Here is an 18,847-nt window from a genome sequence, read left to right on the forward strand (position 1 = left end):
GAGTCGGGCTGGGGCAATGTCGCGTCCACATTGGGCCGAAAGCATGGAATTGGAAACAAACCGGCCACACTCGTACGGTTTGATCCGGCGCATCAGGGGTCTGCCCCAGTTTCGCCTCAATTGGCGGCAAGATGAGGTCTTTACGACTCACGGGGGCGTGATGAGCAAGGACAGGCTGCGGATTGCGTATCTGTGCGATATGTCTCCGCTGAACCGGAACCTCTATTCGGGTGGCAACGCCCGGATCTACGACTCGCTGCGCAAGCATGCGGGTGAGGTGACGATCCTGTCGCGAAGCTGGCATGCGCTGGAGCCGGTCCGGCAGCTGATCCACAAGACTCCCGATGCGGTGAACCTGCGGTTGCGCTGGCGGATGCACCTGGCCTTGTCGCGGTATATTGCGCGGGGCGTGGAGAAAGAGCTGTCGAAAAAGCCTTACGACGTTCTCTTCTGCGCGTATTCCTTCCAGTCACTCTGCAATGTGACGACGCCGAAGACCATGGTGACCGCCTACACCTCCGACGCCACGCAGACGACGTACCGGCTGTCGGAAATCGGCAATCACTACAAGTCGTGGCTGGGCATCGGACGCAGGCTCGACGGATGGGTGGAGCGCTGCGAATACGCGACGTTCCACGACACGGACCTGCTGCTCTGGCCATCGAAATGGCAAAAGGATCTTGCGGATCAGCGCTACGGGCTGAGCGAGGCACAGTCGAGGCTGGTGCCCTGGGGGGCCAATCTCGACACACCGCCACCGCCGTTTGCCCGCACCGAAATCCACCGGACCGAGCCGGTGCGGCTGCTGCTGATCGGGCGCGACTGGTTTGCCAAGGGAGGGCCTGTCGCCTTCGACACCATGAAGGAGCTGCGCACCCGGGGCATAGACGCTCGGCTGACGGTCATCGGCTGCGTGCCGCCGGATTTCCACGTCAACGAATGGGTCACCGTGCATCCGCAACTTGACAAGGCGGTGCCGGAGGACCTCGCGCATTTCAACGCGGAGCTGACGCGGGCGCATTTCCTCGTGCAGCCGAGCTACGAGAGCTATGGCTTCGCCTACTGCGAGGCGTCGGGGTTCGGCCTGCCCTCGCTCTGCCTGCGGGTCGGCGGTGTGCCGATCCGCAATGGCGTGAACGGCTTTGCCTTGCCGGTGGGCTCCGGTCCGAAGGAGTTCGCGGACAAGATCATGGACTACGTCATGGCACCCCAGGACTACATCGCGCTGACCGTCGCAGCCCATACGGAGTATGAGGAAAGCCTCAACTGGGACGCCTGGGGGCGGACAACGACAGGTCTGCTGCATGACGCGCTTGAGCAGAAACGGCGCGGAGTCTGACGCCGGACAGGCGCAATTTGCCGGGCCGGGAACAAGAATACACGTTTTGAGCGAAGAGTTTGTGTCGCATCTGCAACGACACCGGGGAGGATCGCGCCTTCCATGAGGGCGGGCCTGCAAGAATATTTCACGGGCCAGTGTCTTGGCTTAATCTGTCGAAAAAAGACCATAACAATAAAAGAGCAGGCATACAGGCATGGGAACGGGCTATCGGGGCACGTTCGTCATCTCCTGGTCACAGACGGATATAGACGGCCTGAAGGCCGCGCCTCCGTCCTCTCTGACTGTCGGGGCGATGTGGTCCTGGCAGGGGGAAGCTGTGCGGGTCGACGGTCCGTCGTCGATTCTGCAACTCGACCAGGCGACAGGCGAGGCGCATCTGCGCAAACGCGCCGCACGCATGGTGCGGCGGCTGGTCGGCGCGGCCATCACACATACGGACAATCCGGACACGGTCGAGGTGGATCACCCGATGACCGACAGCAGTTTCGTGGTGACCGATGGCCGCCAGAGCTACACCGTGACCGTGATCGAGGTGAACACCGGCGCACAGCCGCTCCTGATGTTCCTTGATGACATGCCACCCTGCGGGCGCGACCTGTGGGTCGTGCATCATTCCATGGAACTCATGCGCGATCCCGCGTCGGGCGAGCAAGCCGGCGGGGTGATCTGTTTCACGCCGGGCACCTGGATCGCGACGCCACGCGGCAAGATCCGCATCGAGGACCTGCGCGAGGGCGATCTAGTCCAGACAAAGGACAGCGGCCCGCAGCCTGTGGAATGGATCGGCAGCCGGCACATGACTGGCGCACGGCTGTTTGCCATGCCGAAACTGCGCCCGATCCGCATCCGGGCCGGCGCCTTCGGGATCGACCGCCCGGACGCGGAATTCCTCGTCTCGCCGGAGCACCGGATGGTGGTCAAGGGCGCGGTGGCGCGTGCCTTGTTCAATACGCCGGAAGTGTTGGTCAGTGCGCGTGATCTGGTGAACGGGTCCAGCGTGGTTGTCGACACGGCGGTGAAGGACGTGACCTATGTCCACCTGATGCTGCCCCGGCACGAGATCGTCTTTGCCAATGGCGTCGAGACCGAGAGCTTTCACCCGGCGAACACGGCGCTGACGACGCTGTCCGACGCGGACCGGGCACGGCTGCTGCGGCTGGAGCCGCGCTTGCGCGAGAACCCGCATCTCTATGGCAGCTACGCCCGGCGCAACCTGTCGAAATCCGAGGCGGCTATCCTGCTGCACGACGTGGCGTGACCGGCGCTCCGTGATCCCGGGCCTGACCCGGGATCTGACGCCATGAGGTCCCGGATCACGTCGGGGTCTGCGTCGTTTCCAGCGTCCGAAAGGCAAGAAAAAACCCGGGCGCGAACGCCCGGGCAGGTTTTCCTTGGACTGATAGGAAGGAGAAGTCAGCCCTTGGAGAATTCGGGGTAGGCTTCCATGCCGAGTTCCGCCATGTCGAGACCGTTGATCTCGTCTTCTTCGGAAACCCGGATGCCGATGGTCATCTTCAGGATGAACCAGATCACCGCCGAGACCACGAAGGTGAAGACACCGACGATGACGATGGAGATCAGCTGGCCGCCGAGGGTCGCATCGCCGTTGGTCAGGACAACCGCGATGGTGCCCCAGATGCCGCAGACGAGGTGAACCGGGATGGCGCCGACAACGTCGTCGATCTTCATCTTGTCGAGCATCGGCACGACGAGGACCACGAGGATGCCGCCGATGGCGCCGATCAGGGTTGCTGCGCCGAGGCTCGGGGTCAGCGGTTCCGCGGTGATCGAGACGAGGCCGGCGAGGGCACCGTTGAGCACCATGGTCAGGTCCGGCTTCTTGTACATCACCTGGGTCAGGATCAGGGCGGCGATGGCGCCACCGGCGGCTGCCGTGTTGGTGTTGGCGAAGATGCGGGAGATGTCAGCCACGTTGGCGGCCGTATCCATGTAGAGCTGCGAGCCGCCGTTGAAGCCGAACCAGCCAAGCCACAGGATGAACGTGCCGAGGGTCGCAAGGGTCAGGTTGGAACCCGGCATCGGAACGGTGCGGCCATCCTTGTACTTGCCGATACGCGGCCCGAGGATGAGGGCACCGGCGAGAGCGGCCCAGCCACCCACGGAGTGCACGACGGTGGACCCGGCGAAGTCGAGGAAGCCGTAGTCCGCGTCGAGGAAACCGCCGCCCCACTTCCAGGAGGCCTGGATCGGGTAGATGAAGCCGGTCAGGAACACGGTGAAGATCAGGAACGGCCAGAGCTTGATACGCTCGGCCAGGGTGCCGGAGACGATCGACGCGGTGGTGGCGCAGAACATCAGCTGGAAGAAGAAGTCCGAACCGACGGAGGCATAGGTCAGGTCCGGCGTGGTGTCCGCGAGGCCGACCGGGTCCATGGACGCCATGGAGAAGGCGCCGAGCACGTTGGTGATCGTCCAGCCGTCGCCCGGGTACATCAGGTTGTAGCCGATCACGTAGTACATGATTGCCGCGATCGCGAAGAGCGAGATGTTCTTGAGCGCCTGCATGGCGACGTTCTTGGAGCGGACGAGACCGCATTCCAGCATCGAGAAGCCCGCACCCATCCACATCACCAGGAAGCCGGTGACGAGGAACATGAAGGTCGTGAAGATATAGCCGATTTCTTCGTTCGGCGGCGTCACGTCCGCGTCCTGGGCAAGGCCCAGCGTGGGCAGGGCCACGAGCAGCGCAGCGGGCGCCAGAGTTTTCAGAAGGTTCATTGTTCGGATGTCCTCTATGTCCTGTTGGGTCCGCGTCAGAGCGCGTCTGCGTCGGTTTCGCCGGTGCGGACCCGCACGGCCTGCTGCACGTCGAGCACGAAGATCTTGCCGTCGCCGATCTTGCCGGTCTGGGCGGTGTTCTTGATGGTCTCGACCACCTGGTCGGCCATCGCGGCACCCACGACGATCTCGAGCTTGATCTTCGGTACGAAGTTCACGGCGTATTCCGCGCCGCGGTAGATTTCGGTATGGCCGGACTGCGAGCCGAAGCCCTTGATTTCCGTCACCATCATGCCGCGTACGCCGATCCCGGTGAGCGCCTCGCGCACCTCCTCGAGCTTGAACGGCTTGATCGTTGCAATGATCAGTTTCACCTTGGTCCCTTTCGCTTTTGCAGGCCCGGCCTGCTATTGGCCCTTGCAGAAAGGCGGGTAGGCGCTTGCGAGGGAAGGTGAGCGCGCGTATTTCAGCGGCAAATACCGGCAGAAATGTCTAAAAAATGTGCATCTATAAATGAACGCACATAAAATAGGCAAAATAAGAAGCGATTTCCCGCCGAAATGTTGTCAACATTGCTGCACAAGCAGCGTAGGTTTGTCACAACAACCGAAAAGAAACCGGGCAGATTTCATGAGTGATTCACGACGCAGACCGAGCCGTCTGGTGGCGGACAGGCGTTATCCGGCCAAGGACGGCGGGGCCGGAAAGGCTGCCGCCAAGCCCGCGCCCCGCAAGAAGAAGCCCGCAGCGAAGAAGCCCGCCCGGCCGCGCAAGGGGATCGTCGGCTTCGTACTCGGGATTTTCGACACGTTGCTCAGGATGATCGTCCGCACCGTCGTCTTCGCCACGCTCGTCGCCTGCCTGATTGTCGGCGGCATCGTCCTTGTGATGCAATCCGACATGCCGCCGTTCGAGCAGATGGTCGACGGGCGGGCGAAGGGCTCGGTCACGCTGCTCGACAATCGCGGCGATATCTTTGCCCTGCGCGGCGATCAGTTCGGCGGGGTTGTGACGGCTGACAGCGTGTCGGTGCATCTCAAGAACGCGGTCGTCGCCACCGAGGACAAGCGGTTCTACCGTCACTTCGGGGTCAGCCCGCGTGGTATCGCCGGCGCGATCCGGATCAACATGTCCGAGGGGCGCTCGCCCCTCTCCGGTCACGGTGGCTCGACGATCACCCAGCAGACCGCCAAGCTGCTCTGCATTGGCGTGCCCTACGATCCGACCGAGTGGAAGAACGAGGCGGAATATATCGACGACTGCCGCCGCTCCTCGCTGGCGCGGAAGGCCAAGGAGGCGCTCTATGCCATCGCCATGGAGGTCAAGTATTCCAAGGACGAGATCCTCTCGATCTACATGAACCGCGCCTACATGGGTGGCGGGGCCTATGGCGCGGAAGCTGCGGCGCAGCGGTATTTCTCCAAACCGGCCTCGGCGCTGAACCCGGCGGAGGCGGCCATGCTGGCGGGTTTGCTGACGGCGCCTTCGACGCTTGCCCCCACGTCGAACCTGAAGCGCAGCCAGGACCGCGCGGCAACGGTGCTGCGGCTGATGAACGACCAGGGCTATCTGAGCGACGAGGACACCGCCTACTACCAGGAGCATCCGGCGGTCCTGTCGGATGAGGCGCAGAACCTCGGTGGCGGCTATTTCGCCGATTGGGTCATGCAGTCCGGGCCGGAGTTCTTCACCAAGGACACGACCGAGGATGTGGTGATCGAGACGACGCTGGATCAGCGCATCCAGCAGGCCACCGCCGACGCCGTGAACAAGCTGTTCCGCGAAAAGATCAAGGAAGGGTCCAAGGCGCAGGTGGCTGTGGTCGTCATGGATGCCGACGGCGCGGTGCGGGCGATGGTTGGCGGGCGTGATACGGATGCCTCCGGCCTGTTCAACCGCGCGTCGCAGGCGGTGCGCCAAACCGGCTCGGCGTTCAAGCCGTTCGTCTATGCCACGGCGCTGGAGTTGGGCTATTCGCCGCTGGATACCGTGGTGGACGAGCCCTATTGCCTGAACATTCCCGGCTCGGGCGAGTGGTGCCCGGACAACTACACGCGCAAGCACTATGGCCGCGTGACGTTGACCGAAGCGCTCAAGCGATCCCTGAACGTTCCGGCGGTGAAGGTGTCAGAGAGCGTCGGGCGTGATCTCGTGATCCGCGTGGCGCATGACTTCGGAATCGTGCGGGATCTGCATGATACACCGGCGATGGCGCTTGGCACGTCGGAAGCGACCCTGATCGAGATGACCGGAGCCTATGCCGGCATTCTCAACGGTGGCTCCTCGGTGAAGCCCTATGGCCTGCGTCAACTGCGGATCAAGGGCGATGACGAGCCGCTGATGGGGACCGGCGGCGGCATGGGCGAGCGGGTGATCCAGGAATCCGCCGCGCGGCAGCTGACGTGGATGATGGAGAAGGTCGTGACCGAAGGGTCCGGCGCACGGGCCCGGCTGCCCGATCGCGAGGCGGCGGGCAAGACCGGCACCAGCCAGGAGGCGCGCGACGCGTGGTTCATTGGTTTCACCGCCGACTACGTGACCGGCGTCTGGATGGGCTACGATGACAACACGCCCTTGACCGGCGTGACGGGCGGCGGCCTGCCAGCGGAATTGTGGAACGAGGTGATGGTGCGGGTGAACGAGGGTGTTCCGGTGAAGCCCCTGCCGATGATCGCGCCGGTGGCGCCAGAACCGCCGCCGCAACCGGATCCGGTCCCGCAACCGGCGCCGCAGCAACCGAGGAACGGTGGCGCCAGGGTGGGCGATACGCTGCTCGATCAGGTGTTGAGGGATATCTTCGGCGGAGGGAATTGAGCAGACGGTCGGGTCAAGGCCCCGATTTCTTGAAAAGAAATCGGTCCGGACTCTTTGAAAGAGTCCGGCTCCAGCGTCACCCCAAGTTCAAGACCCGGTCGTCAGAACTCTTTCTCCGGTATCCCCACGCTCGCGTTTTCCTCGAACACCACCGTTTCGATACCGCTCAGTCGCAGCACCCCGTCCGGCCCTGAGGCCAGCAGCAGGCTGCCATCCCGGCTGAACCTGTAGTCCTCCCGCGACCCCGGCAGCACCGCCCGATCCTTGCCGGGACCGCCACCAAGCACATCCGCTCCGCCCGAGGCGATCAGCGAATCGTCCCCCGGCCCGCCGATCAGGATGTCATCGAAACTCGTTCCCTGAAGGCGCTGGTTGCCCTCTCCGGCAATGCGGGTGATGCCATTTCGGAAGGCGCGTTCGTCGCGCGGCTCCCAGTCGTTCCGACCGGACGCATTGTAGGCCATAAGCATGTCCCAGCGAGGATTGGCGTCGCTGAGCGAGCGCAGCGCGCCCCAGCTGCCCCATTTCGTCGCCGGGGCGACATCGACGAACGCGTTGAACAGCGTGCCACCCGCCCGCTCCCACCCGGCGAGGAGCAATTCGTAGAGCTTCGCCATCTCGGGCGTGTAGTTGTACATCTCGAAGAAGTCGGTGATCCGTTCGTCATTCACCGCCTCGCCATGCGCGGTGACATGGCTGCCACCCTCGTACATGACCAGACGCAGGCCAGCCCGGCTCGCCGCGCCCGCGTGGTAGGGAAAGACCTCTTCGGTCAGTTCCCGGAGCGAGCCCTCTTCAAGCGCCAATGTCACCGGCGCGATGGCGCCCTCGAACCGCGCGTCCTTGACGAACTCCCGCAAGGCGACCCGTTGCAGACCCTGCGCCTTACCTGCCTTCGTCGCCAGCGCCTCCGCCGCGTCCAGCCAGCCTTTCAGCTGTTGCGCCATCTCCTCGCCACCGAGTTCGTACCCGAAATAGCCGGTCACGGCGTAGGCGTCGAAACTGTCCTTCGGCGCGCGGCCCAGCTTGAGGAAGGCAAGGGGCGCCATCAGGATGCTCTCTTCGAGACCCGGCCATCCGGTGTGCGTCGCGACGACGCGGATCAGTCGGTCTCCGGCTTCCTTGCCATAGACCTCCGACCAGATGTCCATGACCTGCGCCGCGCGTAGCCCGTAATATTGCATCCATCCGGTCTCGGACTCGCCCCAGAGCACCCGCGCCTCGGCGGAGGCCCATTGCGCCTGCGGGAAGATGAAATTCCAGACCTCGTTGGAGAATTCGACATAGGCTTTCAGCCGCGGGTCGAGATCGCGCTTCACCAGCGCCGCGAATTGCCTGACATACGCGTCGTCGGCGAGATGCGGCATGTTGAACCACGGGTCTGCCCCGATCTGGTTGGCCAGCTGGATCATCACCTCCGCCGGAACGCCCCAGACGCTCCAGGTGGCGTCCTCCATGCGCGGGCGGTCCTCCCAAGAGGTGATCGGCGAGCCGTTGGTCATCATCCAGTCCATGAACCGTATCACACGCAGGTCCTCGACCCGGGCGATCCAGTCGGGATTGAACAGGACTCCCGCCTCGAAGAGCGGCAGGTTGTCCTGCTTGACGATGTGGATGTCGCGGATCGGGTCGTCCTTGTCGATGGCTGTCAGGGATACGCCGACCAGCCCCTCGCCCGGCTCGTAGGCGAAACTGATCCTGCCGTCTTCGTAGAACACCCGCTTGGCGCGGCCGGTGAGTTCGATCTCGCCCTTGCCCTTGTAGAACAGCACATAGTCGCCGCGCAGGTCCTCGGCCTCGGGCGGCTGATCGGTGAGCAGGACGGATTCCAGCGCGTCGACGCCTTCGGGCAAGGCGGTGGGGTAACCGTCCGGACCGATGTAGCCTTCCGCCCGCAGAGCGTCCGAGGACCACGCGCCCCAGGTGCCCCCGGCATGGCCGACCCAGTCCCGCGCGGTTTTCATCAGATCGACGAAGGGATGCTGCGTCGACCAGTCGGCGATGCCGTTGAGTCCCATACCAAGGGCGGGAATGCCGTCCGGACGGACGCCGCGCGGGGGCAGGGCAACCGGCTGGCGTTCCGGCAGGTCCGCCGCCGCGACGGGCTCCGGTGACGGCGCGGAGGGTGCGGCAGCCCGCCGGGTGGCGGAGGTGGTCACGCCGGTCCAGATCGCCTGCGCGATTTGCGGATAGCGGTCCACCACGTCCGGATGCAGCGTGATCGGCGGCGTCCAGCCGTCCGGCGGCGGCGCCTCGTAGAGCGAAACATAGGTGACCATCGCGGCCAGCAGGTACATCGTCCGCGTTCCGTGCGGTTCGCCGTCGACATAGAACGCCTCCGCGGGCAGCCCGTTGAGCAGGCCGCCTTCGCCCATCAACGCGGCGACGACCGAGGCCACCGGCACCAGCGTCACATCCGCATCGGGCCTCGCTTTGGTAATCTCGTCCATCAGCCCGAGATACCATTGATGCGTCGCGTCCCGGTTGGTGGCGTTATAACGGCCGAATGCCTCGTCGGTCGGCGGGAAGGCTCCGGTGATCCCGGTCATCTCGGCCCAGCCTTCGTAGATCAGCACCCGGCTTTGCGGGCTTTCCCGTTGCACCCAGTCGATCAGCGTCAGCATCGCGTCCAGCGGGCTTTCTCCGGTGGGGTTGTCGCCGTCGTAGGGCACGTCGGGCGCCTGGTACTGGATGAAGTTCGCCGGGGTGATCATCACCGCATCGAACCGGCCCGAAGCGAAGGGCGTGTCGGGCGACCATGCGCCCGGAACGCCCGGGAAGGACCAGTTCGCCGTCGGCGGCAGGTTGCCCGCGAAGTTGCGCAGGAACCCCCATTGCCCATCCACCGCGAACCCGCGCCCGTCCGCCTTCGCCATGGCGTTCAGCCAATGCGGCACGTTGGTGTTGTCGAAGGACTCGCTGAGGTAATTCACCAGCGAATTGCCGAACACGTAGAGCCGCGCCGTTTCCGCCCCCGTTCGCTCCTGCGACAAAGCCTGAAACGGCAATAGCGCCAGTAAGACGGCGACCACGATCCTCAAACCCATGCCTGTGCCCTGATTTTCCAGATTTTCCTGCTGTTCCGGAGTATGGCGCAGCATCGCGTCCGGTCAAAGCCCCCGCGCTGCGGCAGGCTGAAAATTGCGGGTTTTCTTTTAAGATTCGGCGCGTATATTGCCGGGCATGAGCACCACGTTCCATATCGCCCCTTCCGCGCGCCCTTCGGCGCCGTTGGCGCTTGGGCTGGTCCTGCTGCTAATCCGCCTCTGAGCGCGGTCCTCTGCGGCGCGCGTGCTCAGAGGAGGCATCCTTCGCGCCGTTTGATCACCCGTCAGAGTTGGGATACCCCGAGATCCGAATGATCCGCCTCCCCCGTGCCCCGCAATGGGAGCCGCGCTGACCCCGACCCATTCGAAGACCCGTTCCAGGACCAAGACCATGACCAAGACCGACCAGCCCCACGTGCTCATCTTCGACACCACGCTCCGCGACGGCGAGCAGAGCCCCGGCGCGACCATGACCCATGACGAAAAGCTCGAGATTGCCGAGTTGCTCGACGACATGGGCGTCGACATCATCGAAGCTGGCTTCCCGATTGCTTCCGAAGGCGACTTCCGCGCCGTGTCCGAGATCGCGCAGCGCTCGAAGAACGCGGTGATCTGCGGCCTCGCCCGCGCCCAACTGCCGGACATCGACCGCTGCTTTGAAGCGGTCAAGCATGCCGCGCGTCCGCGCATCCACACCTTCATCGGCACCTCGCCGCTGCACCGCGCCATTCCGAACCTCACCATGGACGAGATGGCCGACCGCATCCACGAGACCGTGACCCACGCCCGCAATCTCTGCGACAACGTGCAGTGGTCGCCGATGGACGCGACGCGGACCGAGTGGGACTACCTCTGCCGCGTGATCGAGATCGCCATCAAGGCGGGTGCAACCACGATCAACATTCCCGATACCGTCGGCTACACGGCTCCGCGCGAGAGCGCCGATCTCATCCGGCGGCTGATCGAGACGGTGCCGGGTGCCGACGAGGTGGTCTTTGCCACCCATTGTCACAACGACCTCGGCATGGCGACGGCGAACAGCCTCGCCGCCGTCGAGGCCGGTGCGCGGCAGATCGAATGCACGATCAACGGCCTTGGCGAGCGGGCAGGCAACACCGCGCTCGAAGAGGTGGTCATGGCCATGCGCGTGCGTAACGACATCATGCCGTTCCAGACCCATATCGACACGAAGAAGATCATGCATATCTCGCGCCGTGTCGCGACCGTGTCGGGTTTTCAGGTGCAGCCGAACAAGGCCATCGTCGGCAAGAACGCCTTCGCCCATGAAAGCGGCATCCACCAGGATGGCATGCTGAAGAACGCGGAAACGTTCGAAATCATGCGCCCCGAGGACGTGGGCCTCGCCGGGACCTCGCTCCCCTTGGGCAAGCACTCCGGTCGCGCCGCGCTCCGGGCCAAGCTCAAGGAACTCGGCACGGAGGTTGGAGACAACCAGCTCAAGGACATCTTCGTCCGCTTCAAGGATCTGGCTGACCGCAAGAAGGAGGTCTTTGACGACGACATCCTCGCGCTGGTCTCTGCCACCACCGAAGGCGCCGAGGCGATCACGCTCGTGAACCTCTCGGTCAGCTGTGGCACTGGCGGCCCGGCAAAGGCGGAGATCGAACTGGAAATCGACGGCAAGGACCTGACCGGGGTCTCCGAAGGCGACGGTCCGGTCGACGCCTCGTTCAAGGCGGTCCGCGAATTGCACCCGAACAAGGCGCGGCTGCAGCTTTATCAGGTGAACGCCGTGACCGCCGGCACCGACGCGCAAGCGACGGTTTCCGTGCGGCTCGAGGAAGACGGCATCATCGCCACGGGCCAGTCGGCGGACACCGACACCGTGGTTGCCTCTGTCAGGGCCTACATTCAGGCCCTCAACCGCCTGATCGTCCGCCGCTCCAAGGTCGGTCCCGGCGCCGACAAGCGCGAGATCAGCTACAAGGAGATGTGAGTGCCGCGGCGGGCCTCCGGGCCCGCCGTACCACCCCGAGACCAGCCAGCCCTGCGCCGAGTAGCCAGACACTGGCGGGCAGAGGGATGGTAGAGGGAATGGGCGTGTAGGATTGCAGCGCCCCGCCGATCGCATTCGTAAACTGAACCTGCTGCTGGCTCAGCGTAAAAAGACCGATATTCCCGGTCTGTCCCTTTGCCAGCTGCACGTTGAATTCCTGTACACATTGGCTGAGGGTCGTGCCCAGCGCATCCGATGCGCAGACCCTCAATCCCAGCGTCGGCGCGTTCAGCCCGAGCGGATCCGGCGTGTAGCTGAAGTCAAAGAGGTAAGACGCGTTACTCGCCCAGCCCAGGGAACCCCGCACCGCGCCCCGCGCCAGTTCGGTCACCTGACCCGTTGCGCCGTTCGGATCGTGGGTGAAGAAGTCATTGAAGCCGGGGGCGCCGGTGACATGCGACAGGGTAAGCCCGGCGAATGCCCCGGCTTGAGAGCCTTTCTTCCAGTCGACGAGAAGATAGTCGGCATAGGGGTTGGACAGGTCACCGGGCCGGAAGCCGATCACGAAGCCGAGGAAATCGTCATCGGAAGTGGTGGTCACCGAGGTCACAAAGGAAAAATCCCCCGCGATCCCGGTGATATTGTTGAGCAGCACCGACGGCCCGCCCTGTGCGAGCTGCTTTGCCCGCGTGGCGGCTTTGGGACCCGACGGGTTCGTGGGATCGAGCGGCAACAGGTTGTTGATTTCCCAGCTCCCGTCGGCCGGAGCGCCCTCGACAGTCCAGTTGTTGAAATTAAGCGTCGCTGCGGAGGCGGTTGTGCCAAGCAGTGTCAAGGCAGTGAGGAAAACAAGAAAACGGCGCATGAAATGTCTCCCGAAACAGGCTCGGCGGAAGGAAACGCCGCAATGCGGTCCAGCGTAGGGCTGCGGGGTTCCATCTGACAAGAGTTTTCGGGAGCGGGGGTGGTCCCTGTCAGCTCTTCTTCACGAATTTCGTCAGGATCACGATCCGCTGCCCCTCGACGCGGCCAGAGATGTGCTCGGCGTTGTCCGGTTCCAGCGATATCTTCCGCACCGCCGTGCCCTGCTTGGCGGTGAAGCCCGCGCCCTTGACCGGCAGGGCCTTGATCAGCGTCACCGTATCGCCGTTTTGCAGGACGGTGCCGTTCACGTCGCGGTGCACGATCTCGCTGCCCGTCGGCACGCCGGCCTGCGCCCACTCCAGAACCTCCGGTTCGAGATAGGCCAACTCCAGAAGGTCATTCGCCCAGGCCGCGTCCAGCTTGTTCAGAAGCCGCCAGGCCAGAACCTGCTCCGCGGCTTCGGTGCTCCAGATCGCCTCATTGAGGCATTGCCAGTGCGGCGCGTCCTCGACCGTGCCGGATATCCCGGCTGCGCAGGTCTGACACAGGAGAACGGTCTCGTCCTTCGGGGCAACAGCAAAAGGGCTGGCGTCGTCGGCCTTGCACAGGGCGCATGTGGTCATGGCGGTCTCTCCGGTCTCGATTTGTGCCCCTATGGCGTCAAGTCCGGAGCAATGTCCATGCGTCCAATCGCGCCTCGCCTTCCGCTCAGAAAAGAAACCCGACAACCAGCGGCGCCAGCACCGCCGTCAACAAGGCGTTCAGCCCCATGCCGATACCGGAAAAGGCACCTGCGGTCTCGTGGACGCGGAAGGCGTGGGCGGTGCCAATGCCATGCGCCGCGACCCCGACGGCAAATCCGCGCGCCCGCCAGTCCGTCACGCCGAGGAGGTTCAGCATGGGGGTCGAGACGATCGCGCCGGTGATGCCGGTCAGGATGACGAGCACAGCCGTCAGCGAAGGCTGTCCGCCGATCGCTTCCGACACGCCGAGCGCAACGGGCGCGGTGGCCGATTTCGGGGCGAGCGAGAGTAGCGTCGGTCCGCGCACGCCAAGCACCCAGGCGATGCCGAGGGCCGAGATAATGGCGACGAGCGACCCGGCAAGCAGCGCCGCCGCCATCGGCAGCAGGCTCTGTTTCACCCGGGCGAGATTGAAATAGAGCGGCAGGGCCAGCGCCACGGTGGCGGGGCCAAGCATGAAGTGCACGAACTGCGCGCCCCGGAAATAAGTGGCATAGGGCGTGGCCGAGACCTTGAGGATCACGGCCAGCAGGATCACGGCCATCAGGACCGGATTGGCGATGGCACGCCGTCCGAAGGCCTCCGACAGTCGGTCCGCGATCACGTAGGCGGCAAGGGTCAGCGTGAGCCAGAGCAGCGGCTCGCGGGCCAGGTAGCTCCAGAGGGCAACGGCCTCATCCATCCTGCGCTCCCGTCAGCTTCGCCACCAGCAGGAACGCCCCGACCCCGGCGAGAATCGCCAGTGTCGTGCTGCCGATCAGGGCCAACAGCAACGCGGGCCCGTCCCGACCGAAGGTGTCGAGATGCGCCACCACGCCGACCCCGGCCGGTACGAAAAGCAGGGACAGATGTCCGAGCAGCCCCGTGACGGTCGCGCGCATGTACTCCGCCATCCGTGGAAACAGGACAAGGGCGATAAACAGCCCTGCCAGACCGAAGACCGGGCCGGGGATCGACAGGCCCAACCCCCGCGACAGGGTTTCGCCCGCCAGCTGGAAGCCCAGCAGGACGAGGATCACCCGGATCATCTGCATCCCGGAATCCGGTCAGAGCATCGCCGGGACAACCTGGTCCGGCGGACGGTGCCCGTCTGCGAAGGTCTTCACGTTGATGATGACCTTCTCGCCCATCTCCATGCGACCCTCCAGCGTGGCCGACCCCATGTGCGGCAGCATCACGACGTTGGGCATCCCCGACAGTTCCGGGTTGCCCTTGATGCCATGCTCGTAAACGTCGAGTCCCGCCCCGCCGAGTTCCCCCGCTTTGAGCATCCGCGTCAGGGCGTTCTCGTCGATCACCTCGCCGCGCGAGGTGTTGATGATGATCGCGGAAGGTTTCAGCAGCTTCAGACGCCGGGCGTTCAGCAGGTGGTAGGTGCTTGGCGTATGCGGGCAGTTGACGCTGAGAATGTCCATGCGGGCGGCCATCTGGTCGAGGCTCTCCCAATAGGTCGCACCGAGATTCTCCTCGATCTCGCCACGCAGCCTGCGCCGGTTGTGATAGTGGATCTGCATTCCGAAGGCCGCCGCGCGCCGCGCCACCGCCTGGCCGATCCGGCCCATGCCGAGAATGCCGAGCCGTTTGCCGCCAAGCCGGGTGCCAAGAAGCGCCGTCGGGGCGTAACCCTGCCATTCGCCGGACTGCATCACCGCCATGCCTTCCTGGATCCGGCGGGTGACGCCGAGCATCAATGCCAGAACCATGTCAGCGGTGTCCTCGGTGACCACGCCGGGGGTGTTGGACACAAGGATGCCGCGCTGCCGCGCCGTCGCCACGTCGATGTGGTCGAACCCTGCGCCATAGTTGGCGATCAGCTTGAGGTTCTCCCCCGCCTGTCCGATCAGCCCGGCGTCGATCACGTCGGTCACCGTGGGGATCAGCACATCCGCGGTCTGGATCGCGTCGATCAGCGCACCGCGCGTCATCGGCGTGTCATCGTCGCGCAACTTGACGTCGAAGAGTTCGGTCAGCCGCGTCTCGACCACTTCGGGCAGGCGTCGCGTCACGACAACACTCAGACGTTTTGATGGCATTCCGGCTCTCCTGTTGCTTCCTCGGGCATGGACCCTGTGGCACAGTGCTGCAAAGGCATCAGGGGCGCAAGAACCCCACCTCAATTATAGTTCGGGCGGATGAGCGGTATGGTCTTGAAAATCGGGGGCGTTGCCCTGTCGTGTCTGCTGTGTGCCGGTGTGGCCGCGGCGTCTGAAACCAAGGGGTCGGTGACCAACTTGCCGTTGCCCCGCTTCGTCTCCATGAAAGCCTCCGAAGGCAACGTCCGGCGCGGCCCCTCGCTGACCCACCGCATCGACTGGGTCTACACCCGCAAGGGCATGCCGCTGGAGGTGACCGCCGAGTACGGCCACTGGCGGCGGGTTCAGGACCGCGACGGTCTGGGCGGCTGGGTGCATTACTCGCTGTTGTCCGGGGTACGCACGGTATTGGTCGAGGAGGACATGCTGCAACTGCACGCCCGTGCCGACCTCGGCAGCCCGGTCACCGCGATGCTGGAAAATGGCGTCGTGGCCGAGCTCGGCGAGTGCACCGCGTCGCTGTGCGAACTCAGCGCGGGCGGGTTCGAGGGCTGGGCGCCGAAAACCGCGCTCTGGGGTGTGGACGCGGATGAAGTGCGGGAGTAACCGGGACCCGGTTCAGACGCTCTGCAACTTCTTCGCCTCGATTCCGGCCAGACGGATCAGGTCCGTCATGTAGCCTTTCTCCAGGTCCTCTGTCCGCGTCGCGGCGTAGAGCCGCCGCGTGATGCCCTGAGCGGTCAGGGGCCGGGTCACGTAATCCGAGTTGTACTTGACCTCGCGCACCACCCAGTCCGGCAGTACGGACACGCCCCGGTTGGATGCCACGAGCAGAAGGATCACCGCTGTCAGCTCGACCTGCCGGATCGCACCCGGCTCCACCTTCGCCGGGGTCAGCAGCTGGTTGAAGATATCGAGCCGGGCGCGGTCCACCGGGTAGGTGATCAGGGTCTGGCCCCGGAAGTCCTCCGCCTCGATATACGGTTTCTGCGCCAGCGGATGCGCGGCCGCGGCGACGAAGACGGGATTGTAGTCGAACAACGGTGAGAAGGTCACGCCGGGCAGGTCCTCCGGGTCGGAGGAGATCACCACGTCAACGTCCTCTTTCATCAAGGCGGGCAGGGCGTCGAAGGCGAGGCCGGGGCGGATGTCCACGTCCACATCCGGCCAGCTCTTGCGGAAGGCTTCGAGCACCGGGAACAGCCATTCGAAGCAGGCGTGGCATTCGATGGCGATGTGCAGCCGCCCGGATTTGCCGTCGCGCAGCCCGATGAATTCATCTTGCAGCGCTTCGACCTGCGGCAGCACCTGCTCCGCCAACCGCAGGAGCCGCATCCCGGCGGCGGAGAGTTTCATCGGCTTGGACCGCCGCACGAACAGCTCCACCCCTGCCTGATCCTCCAACCCCTTGATCTGGTGGGACAAGGCGCTTTGGGTGATGTTCAGCTGATCGGCCGCGCGCGCGAGGCCGCCGCACTCGTGGATGGCCTTGATCGTGCGCAGGTGGCGAAACTCGATATGCATATGCCGCTCATAACCTTCTTGAGATTTATGAGTTTGTCTCACAATGCCGCCCGTGCAACAAGGGGACAACGCTACAGAGGTAAGCCACAATGATCCGCCCCGACGTTTCCTTCGAATTCTTCCCGCCGCGCAACATCGAGGCGACCTTCCGCCTGTGGGACACCGTTCAGGTCCTGTCACCGCTCGATCCGCGTTTCGTGTCTGTCACTTACGGCGCCGGTGGCACCACGCGTGACATCACCCGCGACGCGGTTGCCGCGATCCACAAGCACTCCGGCCTGCGCACCGCGGCGCATCTCACCTGCGTCAACGCGACCCGCGAGGAGACGCTGAAGATCGCGCATGATTTCGCCGAGGCCGGTGTGACCGATATCGTCGCACTGCGCGGTGACCCGCCCAAAGGCTCCAACGGTTTCGAGCCGCACCCGGGCGGCTTCAACTCCTCCATCGAGCTGATCGAGGCGCTGGCCGAGACCGGCAAGTTCACCATCCGCGTCGGCGCCTACCCGGACCAGCACCCAGAAGCGCCGAACTTGCAGGCCGACGTCGAATGGCTCAAGTACAAGATCGAGGCCGGTGCCTCCGAGGCGCTGACCCAGTTCTTCTTCGAGGCGGAGACCTTCTTCCGCTTCCGCGACGCCTGCGAGAAGGCCGGGATCGACGCGCCGATCGTGCCGGGTATCCTGCCGATCGAGAACTGGAAAGGCGCACGCCGCTTTGCCGAGGCCACCGGCACGAAGATTCCCGCCTGGGTCATCGACGCCTTCGAGAAGGCCGAGCGCGATGGTCGCGAGGACCTGCTGGCCACGGCGATCTGCACCGAGCTGTGCTCGGAGTTGATCGAGGGCGGCGTGGACAAGCTGCACTTCTACACGCTGAACCGCCCGGAACTGACCCGCGACGTCTGCTTCGCGCTGGGCGTGACGCCGGAGGTCCGGTTGGAGCACGTCGCATAAGGCACTGATTTCAGACTTGTTTCCCTGCACTCCCGGCGTGGCCCTGCCCCGCCGGGTTTCTTTCATCGCGGGAAGCGGCGCGGGGTCAGGCCGGACTGGAGCCAGGACACGAGGCTGACAATGGAGTAGCAGGGCAGGCCGGTGGCCTCGGTGATGTCGGCGGCGTAGGGACACATGTTGGTGCATTCCAGCACGAAGGCTCCAAGATCCGGATGTCTCGCCTGCAGCGCCAAGGCTGCCTCCACGTTGTCCCGCCGTGCCAGATCGACGTTCAACTGCCGTTCGTTTCCGAGAATCGCCCGGGTGAACTCCTGCCCGCCCTCGGTGGTTCCGATGGGCGTGCCCTCGGGCACGCGGGCGCCGTGCAGGTGGGCCTGCGTGAGGGTCGAGGCGGAAATCGTCAGCACTCCGGCGCGTTTGCCGTGGGGCAGGATGCGGTTGACCATCTCGACCTGCATCAGGGAGGAGGTCAGTACAGGAACCGGCAGGGCCCGTGCCAGATCGTCCTGAAACAGCGACAGGAACCCGCAATTCGTGGTGATCCCGTCGACGCCGTCCTTCACCAGGTCTTTCGCTGCGTCGATGAAGGCGGGGAGCAGCCCCTGCGCCCCGCCGCGCACCACTCTGTCCGGCGAGGCGTTGCGGACGATGCGGTAGAGCACGGGAAAATCCCAGGTCGTCGCGTTACCCATGTCCCCGGGAATACGGGGAAATTCGGCATCGAGCATCAGGATGCCGACCGACGCGCCATAGATGGATTTGCCGCCCTTTGCGATCCACGAGTCGTCCATCGCGGTGTCCCTCCCTTGCAATCGAAACGGTTTCCAA

The 18,847-nt window shown here is 64.5% G+C and carries 16 protein-coding genes; 6 read left to right on the forward strand and 10 right to left on the reverse strand.

The genetic code is table 11. The annotated features are described in order from the left end of the window. Nucleotides 1–160: 160 nt before the first annotated feature. Nucleotides 161–1,339, forward strand: a complete 1,179-nt coding sequence (locus ACP159_RS01525; protein ID WP_425097848.1) for a glycosyltransferase family 4 protein — start codon at nucleotides 161–163, stop codon at nucleotides 1,337–1,339. Nucleotides 1,340–1,535: 196 nt separating this feature from the next. Next, nucleotides 1,536–2,600 (forward strand): Hint domain-containing protein, encoded by a 1,065-nt coding sequence (locus ACP159_RS01530; RefSeq protein ID WP_425097849.1) that lies wholly within the window; start codon nucleotides 1,536–1,538, stop codon nucleotides 2,598–2,600. A 155-nt stretch (nucleotides 2,601–2,755) separates the two neighbouring features. On the opposite strand, the gene ACP159_RS01535 is transcribed toward ACP159_RS01530, so the two are convergent. Both ACP159_RS01535 and ACP159_RS01540 read right to left on the reverse strand, forming a co-directional pair. Then, nucleotides 2,756–4,081 carry an ammonium transporter gene (locus ACP159_RS01535; RefSeq protein WP_425097850.1) on the reverse strand — a complete coding sequence of 442 codons (1,326 nt, stop codon included), beginning with the start codon at nucleotides 4,079–4,081 and terminating at the stop codon, nucleotides 2,756–2,758. A gap of 35 nt (nucleotides 4,082–4,116) precedes the next feature. Further along, entirely contained in the window at nucleotides 4,117–4,455 is a 339-nt protein-coding gene (locus ACP159_RS01540; protein WP_425097851.1) for a P-II family nitrogen regulator, read from the reverse strand. Nucleotides 4,456–4,711: 256 nt separating this feature from the next. Here ACP159_RS01540 and ACP159_RS01545 point away from each other — a divergent pair, with 256 nt between their 5' ends. Continuing rightward, the gene (locus ACP159_RS01545; protein ID WP_425097852.1) at nucleotides 4,712–6,895 is read left to right on the forward strand and encodes a transglycosylase domain-containing protein; all 2,184 of its coding nucleotides are present in this window, start codon (nucleotides 4,712–4,714) and stop codon (nucleotides 6,893–6,895) included. A gap of 101 nt (nucleotides 6,896–6,996) precedes the next feature. Here ACP159_RS01545 and ACP159_RS01550 read toward each other — a convergent pair whose 3' ends face one another. Then, nucleotides 6,997–9,942, reverse strand: coding sequence for a calcium-binding protein (locus ACP159_RS01550; RefSeq protein WP_425097853.1), 2,946 nt, complete (start codon nucleotides 9,940–9,942; stop codon nucleotides 6,997–6,999). 391 nt (nucleotides 9,943–10,333) lie between these two features. Between ACP159_RS01550 and ACP159_RS01555 the strand changes: the two genes are divergently transcribed. Further along, on the forward strand, nucleotides 10,334–11,899 hold the full coding sequence (locus ACP159_RS01555) for a 2-isopropylmalate synthase (RefSeq protein ID WP_425097854.1): 1,566 nt from the start codon (nucleotides 10,334–10,336) through the stop codon (nucleotides 11,897–11,899). Here the strand turns inward: ACP159_RS01555 and ACP159_RS01560 are convergent. The 5 genes from ACP159_RS01560 to ACP159_RS01580 form a co-directional block, all read right to left on the reverse strand. Beyond that, on the reverse strand, nucleotides 11,880–12,764 hold the full coding sequence (locus tag ACP159_RS01560) for a VPLPA-CTERM sorting domain-containing protein (protein WP_425097855.1): 885 nt from the start codon (nucleotides 12,762–12,764) through the stop codon (nucleotides 11,880–11,882). The two genes, ACP159_RS01555 and ACP159_RS01560, sit on opposite strands and share 20 nt — an antisense overlap. Nucleotides 12,765–12,873: 109 nt before the next feature. After that, nucleotides 12,874–13,386, reverse strand: a complete 513-nt coding sequence (locus ACP159_RS01565; protein ID WP_425097856.1) for a PhnA domain-containing protein — start codon at nucleotides 13,384–13,386, stop codon at nucleotides 12,874–12,876. A gap of 85 nt (nucleotides 13,387–13,471) precedes the next feature. Then, on the reverse strand, nucleotides 13,472–14,188 hold the full coding sequence (locus tag ACP159_RS01570; protein WP_425097857.1) for an LrgB family protein: 717 nt from the start codon (nucleotides 14,186–14,188) through the stop codon (nucleotides 13,472–13,474). Next, nucleotides 14,181–14,540 (reverse strand): CidA/LrgA family protein, encoded by a 360-nt coding sequence (locus tag ACP159_RS01575; protein WP_425097858.1) that lies wholly within the window; start codon nucleotides 14,538–14,540, stop codon nucleotides 14,181–14,183. The genes ACP159_RS01570 and ACP159_RS01575 overlap by 8 nt, the downstream gene beginning before the upstream one ends. A gap of 12 nt (nucleotides 14,541–14,552) precedes the next feature. Then, a complete protein-coding gene (locus ACP159_RS01580; protein ID WP_425097859.1) occupies nucleotides 14,553–15,539 on the reverse strand; it encodes a 2-hydroxyacid dehydrogenase in 987 nt (328 codons plus the stop codon). Between the two features lie 108 nt (nucleotides 15,540–15,647). Here ACP159_RS01580 and ACP159_RS01585 point away from each other — a divergent pair, with 108 nt between their 5' ends. Further along, nucleotides 15,648–16,145: an SH3 domain-containing protein gene (locus ACP159_RS01585; protein ID WP_425097860.1), complete on the forward strand. Its 498-nt coding sequence runs from the start codon at nucleotides 15,648–15,650 to the stop codon at nucleotides 16,143–16,145. 12 nt (nucleotides 16,146–16,157) lie between these two features. Here ACP159_RS01585 and ACP159_RS01590 read toward each other — a convergent pair whose 3' ends face one another. Next, nucleotides 16,158–17,063, reverse strand: coding sequence for a LysR family transcriptional regulator (locus tag ACP159_RS01590; protein ID WP_425097861.1), 906 nt, complete (start codon nucleotides 17,061–17,063; stop codon nucleotides 16,158–16,160). 89 nt (nucleotides 17,064–17,152) lie between these two features. Here ACP159_RS01590 and metF point away from each other — a divergent pair, with 89 nt between their 5' ends. Then, a complete protein-coding gene (gene metF / locus ACP159_RS01595; RefSeq protein ID WP_425097862.1) occupies nucleotides 17,153–18,019 on the forward strand; it encodes a methylenetetrahydrofolate reductase [NAD(P)H] in 867 nt (288 codons plus the stop codon). A 62-nt stretch (nucleotides 18,020–18,081) separates the two neighbouring features. Here metF and ACP159_RS01600 read toward each other — a convergent pair whose 3' ends face one another. After that, nucleotides 18,082–18,810, reverse strand: a complete 729-nt coding sequence (locus tag ACP159_RS01600; protein ID WP_425097863.1) for an aspartate/glutamate racemase family protein — start codon at nucleotides 18,808–18,810, stop codon at nucleotides 18,082–18,084. Nucleotides 18,811–18,847: the final 37 nt, after the last annotated feature.

Source organism: Tropicibacter sp. S64, assembly GCF_049803835.1.
Classification (GTDB): domain Bacteria; phylum Pseudomonadota; class Alphaproteobacteria; order Rhodobacterales; family Rhodobacteraceae; genus Pacificoceanicola.